Annotated in this window: 19 protein-coding genes; 10 read left to right on the plus strand and 9 right to left on the minus strand. The window is 69.4% G+C overall.

What is annotated here, in order from left to right; all coding sequences use genetic code 11:
• Positions 1-3 precede the first annotated feature (3 nt).
• The 4 genes from clpB to G6N45_RS02220 all read right to left on the minus strand — a co-directional run bounded on the left by clpB (position 4) and on the right by G6N45_RS02220 (position 4,483).
• Positions 4-2,550, minus strand: a complete 2,547-nt coding sequence (clpB, locus tag G6N45_RS02205; protein WP_163720227.1) for an ATP-dependent chaperone ClpB — start codon at positions 2,548-2,550, stop codon at positions 4-6.
• A 147-nt stretch (positions 2,551-2,697) separates the two neighbouring features.
• Positions 2,698-3,075 carry a GtrA family protein gene (locus tag G6N45_RS02210; protein WP_281353817.1) on the minus strand — a complete coding sequence of 126 codons (378 nt, stop codon included), beginning with the start codon at positions 3,073-3,075 and terminating at the stop codon, positions 2,698-2,700.
• Positions 3,076-3,128: 53 nt separating this feature from the next.
• Entirely contained in the window at positions 3,129-3,482 is a 354-nt protein-coding gene (locus G6N45_RS02215) for a VOC family protein (protein WP_163720228.1), read from the minus strand.
• Between the two features lie 29 nt (positions 3,483-3,511).
• A complete protein-coding gene (locus tag G6N45_RS02220; RefSeq protein ID WP_179965261.1) occupies positions 3,512-4,483 on the minus strand; it encodes a putative antibiotic biosynthesis monooxygenase in 972 nt (323 codons plus the stop codon).
• A 45-nt stretch (positions 4,484-4,528) separates the two neighbouring features.
• Between G6N45_RS02220 and G6N45_RS02225 the strand changes: the two genes are divergently transcribed.
• Positions 4,529-5,200 carry a GAP family protein gene (locus G6N45_RS02225; protein WP_163727622.1) on the plus strand — a complete coding sequence of 224 codons (672 nt, stop codon included), beginning with the start codon at positions 4,529-4,531 and terminating at the stop codon, positions 5,198-5,200.
• On the opposite strand, the gene G6N45_RS02230 is transcribed toward G6N45_RS02225, so the two are convergent.
• Positions 5,195-5,830: a TetR/AcrR family transcriptional regulator gene (locus G6N45_RS02230; RefSeq protein WP_163720229.1), complete on the minus strand. Its 636-nt coding sequence runs from the start codon at positions 5,828-5,830 to the stop codon at positions 5,195-5,197. The genes G6N45_RS02225 and G6N45_RS02230 overlap by 6 nt on opposite strands.
• Before the next feature lie 98 nt (positions 5,831-5,928).
• Between G6N45_RS02230 and G6N45_RS02235 the strand changes: the two genes are divergently transcribed.
• From G6N45_RS02235 to G6N45_RS02245, 3 genes are read left to right on the plus strand one after another with little or no spacing between them, the layout of a single operon-like run.
• Entirely contained in the window at positions 5,929-6,933 is a 1,005-nt protein-coding gene (locus G6N45_RS02235) for an ABC transporter permease (RefSeq protein WP_163720230.1), read from the plus strand.
• Positions 6,934-6,949: 16 nt separating this feature from the next.
• Complete coding sequence (locus G6N45_RS02240) at positions 6,950-8,110, plus strand: FAD-binding oxidoreductase (protein WP_163720231.1); 1,161 nt, start codon at positions 6,950-6,952, stop codon at positions 8,108-8,110.
• Positions 8,111-8,133: 23 nt separating this feature from the next.
• Positions 8,134-9,036: an aldose 1-epimerase gene (locus tag G6N45_RS02245; protein ID WP_163720232.1), complete on the plus strand. Its 903-nt coding sequence runs from the start codon at positions 8,134-8,136 to the stop codon at positions 9,034-9,036.
• Positions 9,037-9,113: 77 nt separating this feature from the next.
• On the opposite strand, the gene G6N45_RS02250 is transcribed toward G6N45_RS02245, so the two are convergent.
• Genes G6N45_RS02250 through dnaK form a run of 4 tightly spaced genes read right to left on the minus strand, consistent with a single transcriptional unit; the run spans position 9,114 to position 13,167 of the window.
• Positions 9,114-9,488, minus strand: a complete 375-nt coding sequence (locus tag G6N45_RS02250) for a heat shock protein transcriptional repressor HspR (RefSeq protein ID WP_057150279.1) — start codon at positions 9,486-9,488, stop codon at positions 9,114-9,116.
• The gene (dnaJ, locus tag G6N45_RS02255) at positions 9,485-10,669 is read right to left on the minus strand and encodes a molecular chaperone DnaJ (protein ID WP_163720233.1); all 1,185 of its coding nucleotides are present in this window, start codon (positions 10,667-10,669) and stop codon (positions 9,485-9,487) included. Before dnaJ ends, G6N45_RS02250 begins: the two co-directional genes overlap by 4 nt.
• Positions 10,670-10,711: 42 nt before the next feature.
• Positions 10,712-11,311 (minus strand): nucleotide exchange factor GrpE, encoded by a 600-nt coding sequence (gene grpE / locus G6N45_RS02260; protein ID WP_163720234.1) that lies wholly within the window; start codon positions 11,309-11,311, stop codon positions 10,712-10,714.
• Positions 11,308-13,167 carry a molecular chaperone DnaK gene (dnaK, locus tag G6N45_RS02265; RefSeq protein ID WP_163720235.1) on the minus strand — a complete coding sequence of 620 codons (1,860 nt, stop codon included), beginning with the start codon at positions 13,165-13,167 and terminating at the stop codon, positions 11,308-11,310. Before dnaK ends, grpE begins: the two co-directional genes overlap by 4 nt.
• Positions 13,168-13,476: 309 nt before the next feature.
• Between dnaK and G6N45_RS02270 the strand changes: the two genes are divergently transcribed.
• Genes G6N45_RS02270 through G6N45_RS02295 form a run of 6 tightly spaced genes read left to right on the plus strand, consistent with a single transcriptional unit; the run spans position 13,477 to position 18,063 of the window.
• Positions 13,477-14,016 carry a hypothetical protein gene (locus tag G6N45_RS02270; RefSeq protein ID WP_163720236.1) on the plus strand — a complete coding sequence of 180 codons (540 nt, stop codon included), beginning with the start codon at positions 13,477-13,479 and terminating at the stop codon, positions 14,014-14,016.
• A gap of 45 nt (positions 14,017-14,061) precedes the next feature.
• Positions 14,062-15,462 (plus strand): glucose-6-phosphate dehydrogenase, encoded by a 1,401-nt coding sequence (gene zwf, locus G6N45_RS02275; RefSeq protein ID WP_163720237.1) that lies wholly within the window; start codon positions 14,062-14,064, stop codon positions 15,460-15,462.
• Positions 15,463-15,483: 21 nt separating this feature from the next.
• Positions 15,484-16,107, plus strand: a complete 624-nt coding sequence (locus G6N45_RS02280) for a TIGR03085 family metal-binding protein (protein ID WP_163720238.1) — start codon at positions 15,484-15,486, stop codon at positions 16,105-16,107.
• 15 nt (positions 16,108-16,122) lie between these two features.
• The gene (locus tag G6N45_RS02285; RefSeq protein ID WP_163720239.1) at positions 16,123-17,055 is read left to right on the plus strand and encodes an LLM class F420-dependent oxidoreductase; all 933 of its coding nucleotides are present in this window, start codon (positions 16,123-16,125) and stop codon (positions 17,053-17,055) included.
• A gap of 39 nt (positions 17,056-17,094) precedes the next feature.
• Positions 17,095-17,547 carry a hypothetical protein gene (locus tag G6N45_RS02290; RefSeq protein WP_308207132.1) on the plus strand — a complete coding sequence of 151 codons (453 nt, stop codon included), beginning with the start codon at positions 17,095-17,097 and terminating at the stop codon, positions 17,545-17,547.
• A gap of 27 nt (positions 17,548-17,574) precedes the next feature.
• Complete coding sequence (locus G6N45_RS02295; RefSeq protein ID WP_057150270.1) at positions 17,575-18,063, plus strand: hypothetical protein; 489 nt, start codon at positions 17,575-17,577, stop codon at positions 18,061-18,063.

Raw genomic sequence — 18,063 nt, forward strand, 5'->3', positions numbered from 1 at the left:
AACTCAGCCCAGGACCAGGCGGTCTCCGTCCGGGCTGACGTTGACGGGCACCACGTCGCCGTCGTGCACGTCGCCGGCCAGCAGCATCTTGGCCAGCTGGTCGCCGATGGCCTGCTGCACAAGGCGGCGCAGCGGCCGTGCCCCGTAGAGCGGGTCGAAGCCGCGGTCGGCCAGCCACTTCTTGGCGGGCAGCGACACCTCGAGGGTCAACCGGCGCTGCGCCAGCCGCTTGGCCAGCTGCTCGAGCTGGATGTCGACGATGGACACCAGCTGCTCGGGGTCGAGCGCGTCGAACATGATCACGTCGTCGAGACGGTTGATGAACTCCGGCTTGAAGGCCGAGCGCACCGCCGCCATCACCTGCTCCTCGGAGCCGCCGGCCCCCAGGTTCGACGTCAGGATCAGGATCGTGTTGCGGAAGTCGACCGTGCGGCCCTGCCCGTCGGTCAGCCTGCCCTCGTCGAGGACCTGCAGCAGCACGTCGAACACGTCCGGGTGTGCCTTCTCGATCTCGTCGAACAGGATCACCGTGTACGGACGCCGGCGCACCGCCTCGGTCAGCTGACCGCCCTGGTCGTAGCCGATGTATCCGGGAGGGGCACCGACCAGCCGAGCCACCGAGTGCTTCTCGCCGTACTCGCTCATGTCGATGCGGACCATCGCCCGCTCGTCGTCGAACAGGAACTCCGCCAGCGCCTTGGCCAGCTCGGTCTTGCCGACACCGGTCGGGCCCAGGAACATGAACGAGCCCGTCGGCCGGTTCGGGTCGGCGACACCGGCCCGCGACCGGCGCACCGCGTCGGACACGGCCTGCACGGCCTTGCGCTGGCCGACGACGCGCTTGCCCAGCTCGTCCTCCATGCGCAGCAGCTTGGCCGTCTCACCCTCGAGCATCCGGCCGGCCGGGATGCCGGTCCACGCGGACACCACCTCGGCGATGTCGTCGGGGCCGACCTCCTCCTTGAGCATCACGCCTTCCTGCGCCTGCGCGGTCGGGATCGCCGCGTCGAGCTTCTTCTCGACCTCGGGGATGCGGCCGTACCGCAGCTCGGCGGCCTTGGCCAGGTCGCCGTCGCGTTCGGCCCGGTCCGCCGCGCCGCGCAGCGTCTCGAGCTGCTCCTTGAGCTCACGGACGATGTCGATGGCGTTCTTCTCGTTCTGCCACCGGCTGGTGAGCTGGGCCAACTCCTCTTTCTTGTCGGCCAGCTCGGAGCGCAGCTTCTCCAGCCGCTCCTTGGACGCGGCGTCCTCCTCCTTGGCCAGCGCCATCTCCTCGATCTCGAGGCGGCGCACCAGACGCTCGACCTCGTCGATCTCGACGGGACGGGAGTCGATCTCCATCCGCAGCCGGGATGCGGCCTCGTCGACCAGGTCGATGGCCTTGTCGGGCAGGAACCGCGCGGTGATGTAGCGGTCCGACAGCGTCGCGGCCGACACCAGCGCGGAGTCGGTGATGCGCACGCCGTGGTGCACCTCGTAGCGCTCCTTGAGACCACGCAGGATGCCGACGGTGTCCTCAACGGACGGCTCCCCGACGAACACCTGCTGGAAGCGGCGCTCCAGCGCGGCGTCCTTCTCGATGTACTTGCGGTACTCGTCGAGCGTGGTCGCGCCGACCAGCCGCAGCTCGCCGCGCGCCAGCATCGGCTTGATCATGTTGCCGGCGTCCATCGCGGACTCGCCGGTCGCGCCGGCGCCGACGATGGTGTGCAGCTCGTCGATGAACGTGATGATCTGCCCGGCCGAGTTCTTGATGTCGTCGAGGACGGCCTTCAGCCGCTCCTCGAACTCACCGCGGTACTTGGCGCCTGCCACCATCGAACCGAGGTCCAGGGAGACGACGGTCTTGTCGCGCAGGCTCTCCGGCACGTCACCGGCCACGATGCGCTGGGCCAGGCCCTCGACGATCGCGGTCTTGCCGACGCCGGGCTCACCGATGAGCACGGGGTTGTTCTTGGTGCGACGGCTCAGCACCTGCACGACGCGACGGATCTCGGTGTCCCGGCCGATGACCGGGTCGAGCTTGCCCTCGCGCGCCCGCGCGGTCAGGTCGGTGGAGTACTTTTCCAGGGCCTGGTAGGTGCCTTCGGGATCGGGGCTGGTGACGCGGGCGCTGCCGCGAACCTTGACGAACGCCTCCCGCAGGGCCTGCGGCGACGCGCCGTGGCCGGTCAGCAGCTTGGCGGTGTCGCTGTCCCCGGTGGCCAGGCCGACGAGCAGGTGCTCGGTGGAGACGTACTCGTCGTCCATCTCGGTGGCCAACTGCTGGGCCGCAGTGATGGCCGCGACGGACTGCGGCGCGAGTTGGGGCTGCGACGCCGATCCGGTGGCGCTGGGCAGCCGGTCGAGCAGTCGCTGCGCCTCGGCGCGCACGGTCGCGGGTTCGACGCCGACAGCCTCGAGCAGCGGGGCGGCGATGCCGTCGTTCTGCGTCAGCAGCGCCATCAACAGGTGAGCGGGCGTGATCTGCGGGTTGCCCGCGGCAGTGGCCGCCTGCAGCGCCGAAGTCAGGGCCGCCTGAGTCTTGGTCGTCGGGTTGAACGAGTCCACGACACCTCACTTTCATGTCCGATGGGCCGCAGAAAGTGGCCCGTCAAATGCTTGTCCGCTTCTACAACGTCATCAATCTTGAGTCTGTTCCGCTCAACTTTAACTTTTTTGCGTCGGTCGCACTAGGGACCAACGGCACCGCAAAGGTCAACGGCGGAAAACCACCCACCGCAGCGCGCAGTACATGAAGACGGCCTCGCACGCCCCGGCTGCCATCCGGGCCACCCGGTAGTCCACGCCGAGAACGTTCAGCGCGGTCGAGAGCGCCAGGATGAAGGCCAGGTAGTTGACGATCACCACGGCGAGAAAGACGGCGACCTGCGGACCGACCGGCGCGTGCGACCGGAAGTTCAGGGTCCGGTTCAGGACGTAGCTCAACGCGAACGCACAGCCGTACGCGAGGGTGACCGCGACCGGATAGGGCGCTCCGACCGCGCCGTGCAGCACGGTCAGCAGCGCCAGGTCGACACCGAACGTGAACCCGTTGATCAGGCCGAAGCCCACCAGCGTCGGGGGGATCGACACATCGGTCACGGTCCCGCGCGCAGGTGTCGGGCCCGTGACCGCCGGACCAACGCTCAGTAGCGGACCCGGAACCCGCCGATGAGCGTGACCGCGTTGCCGTCGGGATCGGTCAGCGCCGAGAGCCGAACGCCCTTGTTGGCGTCGGTGATTGCGCCGGGATCCAGACCGCGGTCGCCCAGCGCGGCAAGGTGGCCTTCGAGATCGTCGACGGCGAGGTTGAGCAGGCCCGAGCCGGCGCGGGCCTCGTCGTGGAAGACCTGCACCCACGCGCCGGGCAGCACCTGCCACTCGACCAGCGACGGCATCGGGTTGTTGTCCTCGGGGCGGCCGAACAGCGACGCGTACCACTGCCGGCTGGTCGCGATGTCGGAGACCGGCACGACGGCAAGAAGGTGGTTGATCGACATACCGTTCCGACCTGGTCGGCCGTGCGGACTCATCGTAAGTCCCCGTAATCCCAGAACTGCAGCTCGTGCACGGTGGCGAACAACGCCAGCGTCACGGCATAGGCGACGAGGATCGCGGCGGCGCCGGCCAGGCCGACCCGGGCGCCCGCCCCGTCCACCGGATCCAGCCAGCGGTGGAAGGGCCGCGACGCCGCGGGCATCAGCCACCACTGCATCAGGGTGACGCTCACGATCTGGCTGATCCACAACCCCAGCCACGGTTGCGCGCCCAGATGGTCGACGACAGGGCCCAGGAACCGCGACATCAGCATCACCGTCGGGTACAGCACGGCGAGCACGAGCATCGCCGACTTCCAGTTGGGTGTCATCAGCGTGCGGCCGTCCCGCACCCGCACCGTGGTGCCGAACGGCGTGGTTCCGGAGACGATGTCGAAGTCTCTGCTCAGAGTTTCGCGCAGGTTCTCCAGTGCCGCGCCCCGCTCGTCGGACCCGATCCAGCGCGCCAGCTGCGCACCGGTGCGGAACCGCACCATCGACGTCCACTCGCCGTCCCGATCGGCAGGCAGCAGCACGGTGCCCTGATACCCGGGCTGCGTGGCCGCCGCCGCGCACAGCCGCATCTGCGTGGCGAGGAAGCCGTCCTCCCGGCCCGCGGCGACCGCATGCCGGAACACCCCGATACCCGCGGTACCCGCACCCTCCTCGCTGAGGATCAGGTCGGTGCACGACTGCCAGAACCCCCGCAGCGCTCCCTCGCCGAGGATCTCGGCGCGCTGACTGCTGTCGAGCCAGGTGTGCAGCGCGGCCTCGTCCGAGAACGTCACTGCGACAGCGCGATCCAGGGTGGCGGCACCCGGCGACGCCGTACGTCCGGACAGGTGGCCGGCCCCGACGGCCGCGGATCTCAACAGCTCCTGTGCCCACCGCTCGAACGCCCCGTCGTCACCGCCGGGATGGAAGACGGTCACCGCTGTCACCGGGCGCGGACCGGGCTGGATCATCGACCGACGATACCGGTGGTCCGCAGGGCCCCACCCTGCTACGTTCTGCCGGTGTCGTGGGGACCGATCTTGACCGAGCTCGTGCCGTTGGCACTGGTCGTCGCGCTGTCGCCGCTGTCGATCATCCCCGCGGTCCTGGTGTTGCACACCCCGCGGCCCCGCCCGACCGGACTGGCCTTCCTCGCCGGCTGGCTCGTCGGCCTCGCGGCGCTGACAGCGATCTTCGTCGAACTGTCCAACCTGCTCGGCGGCGTCGGCGACAAGCCGCCCAGCTGGGCGTCGTGGCTGCGCATCGTCGTCGGTGTGGCTCTCGTCGCGTTCGGCGGCTACCGGTGGGCCACCCGGAAGAAGTCCGAGCACATGCCCGGCTGGATGACGCGCATGACGTCACTCACCCCGGCCAAGGCCGCCATGACCGCCGTCGCGCTGACGGTGGTCAACCCCAAAGTGCTGTTCCTTTGTGCCGCAGCAGGATTGGCGATCGGTTCGGCCGGTATCGACTCGCCCGAGGTGTGGATCGCGGAGGCGTGGTACGTCGTGGTGGCGGGCTCGACGGTGGCGCTGCCCGTGCTGGGCTATGCCGTGTCCGGTGACCGGCTCGACCCCGCGCTGACGCGCCTCAAGGACTGGCTGGAGCGTCAGCACGCGACGCTGGTCGCCGTGATCCTGGTGGTGATCGGACTTCTGGTGCTGTACAAGGGCGTTCACGGCCTATAGCGGTAAGCCCAGTTCGGCGGCGTCAGCGGTCAGATACCGCGTCACCGTGGGCGCCACCAGCCGGACGACATCGTCGGTGGGCAGCTCCGACAGAGGCGCGACACCGATGACGTAGCGGAGCATCGCGGTGCCGACCAGGCTGCTCGCCGCCAGCATCGCGCGCAACCGCGCCTGTTCGCCGCCGCCCAGGATGTCGGAAACGGCGGCGAGCACGTAGTCCTGGACGAAGCCGCGGAAGGCGTCGTTGGCCTCGGGATGCGACGTCGCCGATGCCACCATGGCGCGGATGCTGGCCGCGGTCTGCGGCGCCTCCCACAACCCCAGGTAGGTGCGGACCATCCGCTCGCCGATGTCCGGCCCGTCGTCCTCGGCGCCTGCGAGCGCCGCGACCAGCATGTCCGGGTCGAGGATCAGCTGCAGCGACTCGCGGAACAGCTTCTCCTTCGATCCGAACAGGTACACCACCATCGCGGCGTCCACGCGCGCGTCGTCGGCGATGGCACGCAGCGTGGTCTTGTCGTACCCGTCGCGGGCGAAGCGCGTCGTGGCGGCGGCCAGCACCTGCTCGCGGGGCACGGGACCGCCCTGCCGGCGGCCACGGCGCTTCACGGTCTCCGCTGGTCGAGGCACCGGTGCACCGTAACATTTCAACGAGTATTGAATTCTAGCCCCATGCGCTCTACGCTGCACCCACACCGTAATTCAACAGTCAATGAAAAGAGGTCGTCGTGACCACTGCAACTACTCGCCACCACCGTTCTGCCGACGTCGCTCATCCCTCCTCCGCCACGGCCCGCGCGGCCGGCGTCATCCTCGCGATCACGGCCGCGCTGGCCATCGTCACGATCGCGTTCGCCCTGCCCGCAGCACGGTCGGGACCGCACGACCTCCCCATCGGCGCGGCCGGCCCACAGGCCGCCAGCGGACGGGTCGCTGCCATGCTCGACGAGAAGGCACCCGGGGCGTTCGCCGTCACCTACTACCCCGGCGCGGACGCGCTCGCCGACGCCATCCGGAATCGCGAGGTGTACGGCGGGCTGGTGCTGCCCGCGCATTCCGACCAGCAGCCCACGCTGCTGATCGCGTCGGGGGCGAGTCCGGCAGTCGCGCAACTGCTCACCCAGATCGCCGGCCGGACGCCGACTCCACTGCGGATCGACGATCTGGCGCCGCCCACCGCCCGTGACCCGCGCGGCGCCGGCATCGCCGCGTCGGCGCTGCCGATCACGCTGGCAGGCCTGCTGCCGGCGATCGCGCTGCTGCTGCTCCTGCCGACCGAGCACGGCATCCGCTTGGCAGCCGCGATGGTGTCCGCAGGCGCCGCCGGCCTGACCATCGCCGCACTGCTGCGCTATGTGCTCGGCTCGATCGATCAGCACTTCTGGGCCGTCGCCGCCGGGCTGAGCCTCGGCGTGGCCGCCGCTCTGGTGTTCGTCCTCGGCCTCGGTGCGCTCTTCGGCCGGGCCGGCCTGGCGGTCGGTGCCCTGCTGGCCCTGCTGGTCGGTAATCCGCTGTCCGGGCTCGCCAGCGCGCCACAGATGCTGCCTGCCCCGTGGGGGGAGGTCGGACAGTGGCTGCCGCAGGGCGCGACCGCGACACTGCTGCGCTCCACGGCGGCCTTCGGTGGCACAGGCGCCTCGATGGCGATCGTCGTTCTCGTCGCCTGGCTGACAGCCGGATCGGCACTCGTGGTCACCGCCGCTGTTCGTCACCGGAAGCCGGCCGCGATGTGACCTAGGATCGTGCGGCGTGGGCCTCGAAGACCGCGACTCGATGCGCATCCTGCGGGATGCGCTCGACTCCGGCGCCGAGCAGCTCGTCGCCGAGTTCTACACCCGCTGGTTCGCCGCCGACCTCTCCGCGCGCGATCTGTTCCCGCCGGACATGACGACCCAGCGCAAGGTCTTCGGTCACGCGCTGAACTGGCTGTGCGACGAGCTCATCGCCCAGCGCGCCGAGGAACCGGTGGCCTTCCTCGCCCAACTGGGCCGGGACCACCGCAAGTACGGCGTCACCCCGGGCCACTACGACACCCTGCAGACCGCGTTGCTGGCCACCCTGCGCAGCCATCTGGCCGACCGATGGGACCGCAGGCTCGCCGAGGCCGTCACCGACGTCATCACGCTGATCGTGGGCGTGATGAGCGGCGCCGCGGACGCCGAGACCAGCCCACCGTTCTGCGACGGCACGGTGCTCGAGCACCTGCGGCCGGCCCGCGACGTCTCGGTGATCCGATTGAAGATGGACCACGCCCTCGGCTACCAACCCGGGCAGTACCTGCCTGTGCAGGTCCCGCAGTGGCCGCGCCGGTGGCGCTACCTCAGCCCGTCGATCCCCGCCGATCCCGCCGGCTACCTCGAGTTCCACGTGCGGTCGGTGCCCGGCGGCATGGTCAGCACCGCGATCGTCGGTGAGGCCCGTCCCGGGGACCGCTGGCGGGTGTCCAACCCCCACGGCGCACTGCACGTCGACCGCGACGACGGCGACGTGCTGATGGTCGCGGGCAGCACCGGTCTGGCGCCGCTGCGAACGCTGATCATGGATCTGACGCGGTTCGGCGAGAACCCCCGCGTGCATCTGTTCTTCGGCGCCAAGCACCCCTGTGAGCTCTACGATCTGCGCACGCTGTGGGAGATCGCGTCGACCAATCCGTGGCTGTCGGTCACGCCGGTGTCGGAGTTCGCCTTCAATCCGCCGTGGGCCGCCCGGTACCCCGACGTCACGCCGCCCCGCGGCCTGCACGTCCGCCAGACCGGCCGGCTTCCCGAGGTGGTGACCCGGTACGGAAACTGGGGCGACCGGCAGATCCTGGTGTGCGGCGGGCCGGCCATGGTGGCCGCGACCAAGGCCGCGCTGATCGCCAAAGGCGCGCCCGCCGAACGAATCCGCCACGATCCGCTGGCGAGCTGAGCACACGTGGCAGGATCTGGGGCATGGACGCGTTCGAAACCGTCACGCTGCGTGATCCGTCGTCCCCGCTGACCGCAACCTACGTGCCCGAGGCAGGAATGGTCGGCACCTCCCTGTCCGACGACGGCGTCGAGTTGCTGGGCCAGCGCCGCGGACTGCAGGCCTACGTCTCCAACCACAAGACCATGGGCATCCCGATCCTGTACCCGTGGGCTAACCGGCTCAGCAGCATGGGCTACGGCGTCGACGGCGCGGTGGTCACCCTGACGCCCGGCACCGGCGGTGTGCGCACCGATCAGCACGGCGTTCCGATCCACGGCACGTTGGCCGCGTACAAGGACTGGACCGTCACGACGCTGCTCGAGTCCCAACTGACCGCCGAGCTGGACTTCGCGGCGCGGCCCGCGCTGCTGGCGACGTTCCCGTTCCCGCACCTGCTGACGCTCGACATCACGCTGGCCGACCGGACGCTGACGGTGACGACGACGGTGACCGCGACGACAGGTTCGCGGGTGCCGATGTGTTTCGGATTCCATCCGTATCTGCAGCTGCCGGGCGTGCCGCGCGCGCAGTGGCGCATCGAGACGCCTGCGATGCGGTATCAACCCGTCAACGCCTGGGGCATCCCCACCGGGCGGGTCGAGCAGCGTGCCGCCGCGTCGGAGTTGTTGGGCGACAGGTTCATCGACGAGGGGTTCGACGAAGTCGCCCCGGCCTCGGTGTTCGCACTCTCCGGCGGCGACCGGCGCATCGAGGTGCACTTCGACGAGGGCTTCACCGCCACGCAGGTGTTCGCGCCGGGCGATGACGACGTCGTGTGCTTCGAGCCGATGGCCGCACCCACCGACGCGCTGCGGCGCGGCGGCTATCGCGAGGTGCAGCCCGGCGAGTCGGCGGTCTCCCGCTTCCGCATCACGGTCAACTGACCGCTCCCCCGCCGAGACTGTATTCCGCGCGGAAAATCCCGAGATTTCGCGCGTGGAATACAGTTTCGGCGGAAGTCCTAGCGCTTGTTGCGCGGCTGCCAGACCACCAGCGCGGTGCTCTTCGGTCGCGGCTGGGCACGCAGGTGCTCGACCTCGGCGGTGAGTTCGCGCAACCGGGACTGCAGCGCCTCGACCTGATTGGTCAGCTCGATGATGCGCTTGATGCCGGCGAGGTTGACGCCCTCGTCCTGGGACAGCCGCTGCACCTCACGGAGCAGATCGACGTCCCGCTGCGAATAGCGCCGTCCCCCACCGGAAGTGCGCTCCGGGCTGACCAGGCCGAGCCGGTCGTACGTGCGCAGCGTCTGCGCGTGCATGCCGGCCAGCTCAGCAGCCACCGAGATCAGGAACGTCCTCGCCTGGTTGTTCGCGTCGTTGCGGCCGGCGCTCATTGCGCACCTGCCCATCCCGCCCTCGGGTCGAAGCCGCTGGCGCGTTCGGCTTTGGCGTAGGCCTCCAGGGCCTCGGCGGCCTCACCCTCGAGGTTCGAGGGCACCGCGACCTTGACGGTGACCAGCAGGTCGCCGTGACCGCCGGAGCGCTTCGGCACACCGCGGCCCCGCACCCGCAGGATCCGGCCGTCGGACGTGCCCTTGGGCACGCGTACCCCGACCTTGCCTTCCAGCGTCGGCACGGAAAGCGTTGTCCCCAGCGCCAACTCGTGGAAACTGACAGGGACGGTGACGGTCAGGTCGTCGCCGTTGCGCCCGAACACCTTGTCCGGCCGCACATGCACGGTGACGTAGAGGTCACCCGACGGGGCGCCCCGCAGACCGGCCTCGCCCTGTCCGGCCAGCCGGATGCGCTGCCCGTCCTCGACTCCCGGCGGGATCCGCACGTTGATGGTGCGGGTGCGGGTGGTCACCCCGGTGCCCCTGCACTCGTCGCACGGGTTCTCGATGATCGACCCGCTGCCACGGCATTCCGTGCACGGCTCGGAGAATCCGAACGCGCCCTGGTTGCGGCTGACGACGCCGGCGCCGTTGCAGTTCGGGCACACCTTCGGGCTGGTGCCCGGCCGCGCGCCGCTGCCATGGCAATTGGTGCACGGGGCGGGACTGGTGAGCCGCAACGGCATCGCCACGCCCTTGGTGGCCTCGAGGAAACTCAGCTCGGTCTCGGTCTCGAGGTCGTTGCCCCGCCGGGGGCGGCTCGGGCGCGGCTGTTGCGCGCCGCGGCCGAACAGCCCGCCGAACAGGTCACCGATGTTCGCGCCACCCTGTTGGCCTGCGGCGTCGAACAGGTCGTTGAGGTTGAACTCCTGACCGTCGCCTCCGCCGAATCCTCCGAAACCACCGCCGCCGCCGCTGTAGCGCCCCCGACCGAACCCGCCGCCGGCGAAGAGCCGACGGGTCTCGTCGTACTCCTTGCGTTTGGCGGGGTCGGTGAGCACTTCCTTGGCCTCCGAGGCGGACTTGTACCGCTCCTCGGCCGCGGCGTCACCGGGATTCCGGTCCGGGTGGTTCTCGGCGAGAATCTTGCGGGCGGCCCGCTTGATCTCGTCCTGGCCGGCGTCGGAGGCGACGCCGAGCTCCTTGTAGAAGTCCTTCTCAACCCATTCGCGCTGGGCCATACCGCGTCACCTCCTCACCTGCTCGTCGTGAATGGTCAATTTCTATGATTCTGAGTGCTGTTGCGATTCCGAGTCGGCATTACCGGCCTCGGCCGCGTCGGGCACCGTGTCCACGACGCCGACCATCGCGTGGCGGACCACGTGGTCACCGACCCGGTAGCCGCGTCGCATAACAGTCCCGACCACCGGGTGCGTGCCGTCGCCCTCGTGCTGCACGGCTTCGTGCAGCGACGGGTCGAACACGTCGCCCTCTTCGCCGAACGGACTCAGGCCCAACCCCTCGAGGGTCGAAACCAGCTTGTCCGCAACGGCTTTGAGAGGCCCGGAGTCGAGGTCGCCGTGCGCGCGGGCCCGCTCGAGGTCGTCGAGCACCGGCAGCAGCTGGGTCACCACATGGGCCTTGGCCCGCTCGGTGGCCACCTGCTGATCGCGCAGCGACCGCTTGCGGTAGTTCGCGAAGTCGGCCTGGACCCGCTGCAGGTCGGCGATCAGTTCGGCCGCCTTGTCCTGCGACTCCTCCGAGACCGTCGGCACTTCCTCGGCCGGCCCGGAGGCCGGCTCAGGTGCGTCACGCACCTGGCCGGTCTGCGGGTCTATGCGGCGCTTGTCGGTGACGGTGATCGGCTCTTGATCGTCGCTCACTTGCGCTCCTGGTCGTCCTCGACCACCTCGGCGTCGACCACGTCATCGCTGGAGTCGGAGGGACCCGCGCCGTCACCGCCGGACGGGCCCTGCTCGGCCTGGGTGGCCTCGTAGATCGCCTGGCCCAGCGCCTGGCTCTCCTGGCCCAGCTTCTCCATCGCGGACTTGATGGCCGAGATGTCGGTGCCGGCCAGCGCCGTCTTGGCTTCGGCGATCGCGCCGTCGACCTTGGTCAAGGTGTCCTCGGAGACCTTCGATCCGCCCTCGGCCTCACGCTGCTCCTTGACGAACTTCTCCGTCTGGTAGACCAGCGACTCGGCCTGGTTGCGGACATCGGCCTCTTCGCGACGCTGACGGTCTTCGTCGGCGTGCGCCTCGGCGTCCTTGATCATCCGGTCGATCTCCTCCTTGGAGAGGCCGGAGCCCTCCTGGATCTTGATCGTGTTCTCCTTGCCGGTGCCCTTGTCCTTGGCCGTGACGTGCACGATGCCGTTGGCATCGATGTCGAACGTGACCTCGATCTGGGGCACGCCGCGCGGGGCCGGCGGGATACCGGTCAGCTCGAAGCTGCCGAGCAGCTTGTTGTGCGCGGCGATCTCACGCTCGCCCTGGAACACCTGGATCTGCACCGACGGCTGGTTGTCGTCTGCGGTGGTGAACGTCTCCGAACGCTTGGTCGGGATCGTGGTGTTGCGCTCGATGAGCTTGGTCATCACGCCGCCCTTGGTCTCGATGCCGAGGCTCAGCGGGGTGACGTCTAGCAGCAGCACGTCCTTGACCTCGCCCTTGAGCACGCCGGCCTGCAGCGCGGCGCCCACGGCGACGACCTCGTCGGGGTTGACGCCCTTGTTGGGCTCCTGACCGCCGGTCATCTCCTTGACCAGCTCGGACACCGCGGGCATGCGGGTCGAGCCGCCGACGAGCACCACGTGGTCGATGTCGCCGACGGCGATGCCGGCGTCCTTGATGACCTGCTGGAACGGATTACGGGTGCGGTCGAGCAGATCCTGCGTGATGCGCTGGAACTCCGCGCGCGTGAGCTGCTCGTCGAGGAACAGCGGGTTCTTGTCCGCGTCGACGGTGATGTAGGGCAGGTTGATCGACGTGCTCTGCGAGCTGGACAGTTCGATCTTGGCCTTCTCGGCCGCTTCGCGCAGCCGCTGCATCGCCATCTTGTCCTTGGTCAGGTCGATGCCCGACGTGCCCTTGAACTTGTCGACGAGCCATTCGACGATCCGGTCGTCCCAGTCGTCGCCACCGAGGTGGTTGTCACCGGAGGTGGCACGCACCTCGACGACACCCTCGCCGATCTCGAGCAGCGACACGTCGAACGTGCCACCACCGAGGTCGAACACCAGGATGGTCTGTTCCTTCTCGCCCTTGTCCAGGCCGTAGGCCAGGGCGGCCGCGGTCGGCTCGTTGACGATGCGCAGCACGTTGAGGCCGGCGATCTGGCCGGCTTCCTTGGTGGCCTGACGCTGGGCGTCGTTGAAGTACGCGGGCACGGTGATGACCGCGTCGGCGATGTCCTCGCCGAGGTAGCTCTCGGCGTCGCGCTTGAGCTTCATCAGCACGCGTGCGCTGATCTCCTGCGCGGTGTAGTTCTTGCCGTCGATCTCCACACTCCAGTCGGAGCCCATGTGCCGCTTCACCGAACGGATCGTCCGGTCGACGTTGGTCACCGCCTGGTTCTTGGCGGGCTGACCGACCAGCACCTCGCCGTTGCGCGCGAACGCGACGACCGACGGAGTGGTGCGGGAGCCCTCGGAGTTCGCGACGACGACGGGATCGCCACCTTCGAGAACTGAGACGACGGAGTTGGTGGTCCCGAGGTCGATGCCGACCGCACGAGCCATAGTTACTGCCTCCTGAATAGACGAATCATGTGTACTGAGTGCACCGGGCTCAAGACTGCTCCTGTCGGCTACGCCGTGTCAAGCCAAACTTGAGTCTGATTCACTCAACTGTCGAAGTGGTCAACGGGGTCGCCACGCGATTTGTTCCCGACATTCCCCGCGAACGTGCACCCAGCGTCGCGCAGTGGCGTCGTCGACTACCGTCACGGCACGTTCGCGTCAGCCACGAATGCGGCCACGAATGAGGACATCTACCCGCCCGCGAGTCACTTCCGTCACACCGGCCACACTCTGCGTACGCTGGACCAGATGAAGATGCGGCTGGCGGCGGCGGGGGTACTGGCCGTCGCCGTGCTCGCCGGCTGCCAGTCGTCGATCGAGGGCACCGCCACCCGCACGCCCGACACCGGCATCGAACCCGACTTCCCCACGCCACGGCCGAGTCGGTCGACTCCCCCGCCGGCCACCACGGCACCCGCGCCATCGCCGGCGCCCACCCGCGAGCCCTCGGGCGAGGTGCTGAGCCCGCAGGACGGCTACGTGTTCATCCAGACGAAGTCCGGCAAGACGCGCTGCCAACTCGACGAGCAGGAGGTCGGCTGCGAGTCGGCGTTCACCAACGCACCCGAGGTCGAGGGCGAACCGGCCAACGGCGTGCGCCTCACCGCCGACGGCCGGGTCAGCTGGGTGCTGGGCAACCTCGGCGCGATCCCGGCCGTCACCCTCGACTACCGCACCTACTCCGCGCTCGGCTGGACCATCGACGCCGGCGAGGACGGCACCACGTTCACCAACGACGGCACCGGCCACGGCATGACGATCAGCGTCGAGGGTGTCGCCAGCTTCTAGCCCGGTCGGGGTTTGACCCGCCCCGTCGGCCGGGAACAGGCTGGGATGCGCGCACACGACCCCGTCGTCCTCGTGCTCTTCGGCGCCCGCGGCGATCTCGCGCGCCGGATGCTGTTCCCCAGCCTGTACCGGCTGGCCGCCGGCGGACGGTTGCCGGACGAGTATGCCGTCATCGGGTCCGGTCGCAGCGCCCCCGGCAGCGACGACGAGTTCCGAGACTCGGTGCGGGCCGGTCTGACCGACTCGATCGACGGCGTCGACGACGCGGTGGTCGATACATTGTTGCCCCGCTTGACGTTTCAGTCGGCCAGTGCCGACGACGGAGCAGCCCTGGCGGACGCTGTAAGGCGAACCCGGGAATCCCTCGGACCGAGGACCACCACGCTGATCTACCTGTCGGTTCCGCCGACCGCGATGGAGCCGATGATCGCCATGCTCGGCAGGGAGGGTCTGGCCGAGGGCGCCCGGTTGATCGTCGAGAAGCCGTTCGGCACCGACCTCGAGAGCTCCCGCGCACTACAGCAGACCATCGCGTCGGTCGCCGACGAGGACAGCATCTACCGCATCGATCACTTCCTCGGCAAGGAGGCCGTGCAGAACATCCTCGCTCTGCGTTTCGCCAACGGTCTTCTCGAACCTGCCTGGGACGCAGCGCATCTCGAATCCGTACAGATCGACGTGCCCGAGGAGCTGGCCCTCGAGGGGCGGGGCAGTTTCTACGAGTCGACCGGCTGCCTGCGCGACATGGTGTCCACCCATCTGTGCCAGGTCCTGGGTTTCGTCGCCATGGAGCCGCCGACCACCATGGACGCCGTCGCGCTTCGCGAGGCCAAGGCCGCGGTGTTCGCCGCCATGCGGCCCCTCGACCCGGCGCGGGTGGTGTTCGGCCAGTACCGCGGATACCGCGACGACGACGACGTCGCCGACGATTCCGATGTCGAGACATTCGTCGCGCTGGAGGCCTTCGTCGACAACGAACGGTGGCGCGGCGTTCCGTTCTACCTGCGGACCGGAAAAGCCCTGGACGACAAACGCCGTACGGTCACACTCACCTTCCGGACCCCGCCATCCCCGTTTCCCGGGGATCTCCCCGCACCCGATGAGTTGGCACTCGAGCTGACCGACGCCCCCGTCGCCACCCTCGACCTCAACGTCAAACGCCCCGGCCCCGACACAGCGGTCGAGCGCCTCAGCTCTCGGCTCGAGCTGACCCGGTCCGACCACGCCGACGACTCGCTGGCCGCCTACGAACGCCTGCTGCTCGACGTCATCCGCGGTGACCAGACCCTGTTCGCGCGCTCCGACGAGGTGGACCGGCTCTGGGAGGTGTGCCAGCCGGTGCTGGACGACCCGCCGCCGGTGCAACCTTACGAAAAAGGTTCGTGGGGGCCCGAATCCGCCGTGCAGCTGCCCGGGCCGCGTGGTTGGCGGCTGCCCGACGGCTGAGCGCCCGGCTAGGCTCGTGGCATGACCGTTGCTCAGCGAGAACGCGCCGCCCTGGTGGCGACGTTCCGCGAAACCGCACCCGATTCCCCGACACTCTGCGAGGGCTGGGACGCCCGCGACCTGGCTGCCCACCTTGTGGTGCGGGAGCGCCGGCTCGACGCCGCGCCCGGCATCCTGATCCCCGCGTTCGCCGACTACACCGAGCGGGTGCAGAAACAGGTGTCTGCGTCGACGGACTGGGACGCCCTCGTGGAACAGGTGGCCGACGGGCCGCCGCTGTACTCGCCGTTCAAGCTGCTCGACCCGATCGCGAACGTGGCGGAGATGTTCATCCATCACGAGGACGTACGGCGGGCGCGGCCCGGGTGGGAGCCGCGGCCCCTCGACGAGCAGACCACCGGCTCGCTGCGCCGCCCGGTGGGGATGATGGCGCGGCTGACGCTGCGCCGCGCGCCCGCGAAGGTGGTCATGCGCACCCCACAGGGCGACACGGTGGCCACCGCCGGGCGCGGGCCGACGCTCACCGTCACCGGCGAGCCCGGCGAGCTGCTGCTCTTCGCGGCCGGACGCGACGAGGCCCGCGTGGAGTTCGACGGCCCCGCCGACCTGGTCGAGAGGGTGAAGGCGTCACGCGGCGGACTGTGACCCTAGGCTGAGGACGTGGACTTCCGCATCTTCGTCGAACCTCAGCAGGGCGCCACCTACGCCGATCAGCTCGCGGTCGCGCAGACCGCCGAGAGCGCCGGGTACTCGGCGTTCTTCCGGTCGGATCACTACGTCGCGATGAGCGGGGACGGGCTGCCCGGCCCGACCGACTCCTGGGTGACGCTGGCGGGTCTGGCGCGCGAGACGTCGTCGATCCGGCTGGGCACCATGGTCACCTCGGCGACGTTCCGCCATCCCGGGCCGCTGGCCATCTCGGTCGCGCAGGTCGACGAGATGAGCGGTGGCAGAATCGAATTCGGTATAGGAGCCGGCTGGTTCGAAGCCGAACACAAGGCGTACGCGATCCCGTTCCCGCCGCTGGGCGAGCGGTTCGACCGGCTGACCGAGCAACTGGAGATCATCACCGGCCTGTGGACCAACGAGGCGGGTCAGACGTTCGACTACACCGGTGAGCACTACAGCGTCGCCGACTCTCCCGCGCTGCCCAAGCCGGTCCAGTCCCCGCACCCGCCGATCATCATCGGCGGTGGCGGCGCCAAGCGGACACCGGCGCTGGCGGCGCGGTTCGCCGCGGAGTTCAACATTCCGTTCGTCCCGCTGGAGACGCTGACCACGCAGTACGCCCGGGTGGCCGCCGCGGTCGAGGCGGCGGGCCGAGACCCGGACTCGCTCACCTATTCGGCGGCGTTCGTGGTCTGCGCCGGTCGTGACGAGGCCGAGATCGCCCGGCGCGCCGGCGCGATCGGCCGCGAGGTCGACGAGCTGCGGAGCAACTCACCCGCGGTCGGCACTCCCGACGAGATCGTCGACAAGCTCGGTCCATTCCTCGAGGCCGGGGTCCGGCGGGTCTACCTGCAGCTCCTGGACATGTCGGATCTCGACCAGGTGCAGTTCTTCGCCGAGGCCGTTATCCCCCAGCTCGGCTGACCAGCGGATCCCGCCGCGCCGCGGTTACTATCGGTGGCCGTGACCAGGCCGGATCGAGACGAGCACGCGCGTCCTGAGCCGCCGACCGTGCCGTGGCACAACCGCACCTCCACGCTGCTGGGCGTCAGCATCGCCGCGCTCGTGCTGATCGCGGTGCTGATCACGTCGGCGTCGTGGGTGTCGCGTCAGTTCAACGAGCCCGAGCAGGCGCCGCTGAACTTCGTCGACCCGTCTTTTTCGGCCACCGAGGAGACATCGGCCACGCTCACCACGACGGGCACGATCACCAGCACCAGCCCCCCGATGACCACCGACATCAACCCGGAGTCCACAACGCCGACCACGTCGGGGTCGGACACGTCCGGCTCGGAGACGCCCGGTCCGCCGCGGTCCACGCGCCCGCCGCGCACCCGCGAGGACGACGCAGGCACGTCCACGACCCGCAAACGGCCCAGGACCAACGTGACACGCACGCTCTACCCGGCGCCGTAGCGGCGAGCGCCCGCCTACTATCGGGCCGTGGCGCGATACGGATCCGGTGACGACGAGAACTACTACTCCGAGGACGAGCCGACACAGCTCAGCAACTACGGCTACGACCAGCCGCCGGCCGAGGATCCGGTTCCGTGGTATCGCAAACCGGCGGCGCTGGTCGCGTTCGGCGCGCTGGGCGCCGTGCTGATCGCGCTGATCATCTACGGTCTGGCCCGCGCCATCACCGGGGACTCCCCGTCGGAGCCGACGACCTCGTCGCTGACGCCACTGACCTCGAGCTCCGCGCCGGCGGTCGCGCCGACGTCCACGGCGGCCGAGACGACGACCGCCAGCTCGGAGCCGACCACCACCGAGCCCACGACGACCACCACCACGCCGACGACCACGTCACCGACGACGACCACGACCACGACGCCGACCACGACGGTGAGCACCAGCACGAGCACCGTCACCCAAACGGAGACCCAGACTCAAACGGTCACCGAGACGCCACCGCCGCCTCCGGCGCCGTAG

The sequence above is a fragment of the Mycolicibacterium psychrotolerans genome (genome assembly GCF_010729305.1).
Classification (GTDB): Bacteria; Actinomycetota; Actinomycetes; order Mycobacteriales; family Mycobacteriaceae; genus Mycobacterium; species Mycobacterium psychrotolerans.

What these genes read in the sequence shown, in the direction of transcription:
- G6N45_RS02215 (WP_163720228.1), bottom strand. Translation starts at nt 3,482, where the DNA reads ATGTCGATCAACCACCTTCTTGCCGTCGTGCCGGTCTCCGACATCGCG.
- G6N45_RS02220 (WP_179965261.1), bottom strand. Translation starts at nt 4,483, where the DNA reads ATGATCCAGCCCGGTCCGCGCCCGGTGACAGCGGTGACCGTCTTCCAT.
- G6N45_RS02245 (WP_163720232.1), top strand. Translation starts at nt 8,134, where the DNA reads ATGGACGCGTTCGAAACCGTCACGCTGCGTGATCCGTCGTCCCCGCTG.
- G6N45_RS02250 (WP_057150279.1), bottom strand. Translation starts at nt 9,488, where the DNA reads ATGAGCGCCGGCCGCAACGACGCGAACAACCAGGCGAGGACGTTCCTG.
- dnaJ (WP_163720233.1), bottom strand. Translation starts at nt 10,669, where the DNA reads ATGGCCCAGCGCGAATGGGTTGAGAAGGACTTCTACAAGGAGCTCGGC.
- dnaK (WP_163720235.1), bottom strand. Translation starts at nt 13,167, where the DNA reads ATGGCTCGTGCGGTCGGCATCGACCTCGGGACCACCAACTCCGTCGTC.
- G6N45_RS02270 (WP_163720236.1), top strand. Translation starts at nt 13,477, where the DNA reads ATGAAGATGCGGCTGGCGGCGGCGGGGGTACTGGCCGTCGCCGTGCTC.
- zwf (WP_163720237.1), top strand. Translation starts at nt 14,062, where the DNA reads ATGCGCGCACACGACCCCGTCGTCCTCGTGCTCTTCGGCGCCCGCGGC.
- G6N45_RS02280 (WP_163720238.1), top strand. Translation starts at nt 15,484, where the DNA reads ATGACCGTTGCTCAGCGAGAACGCGCCGCCCTGGTGGCGACGTTCCGC.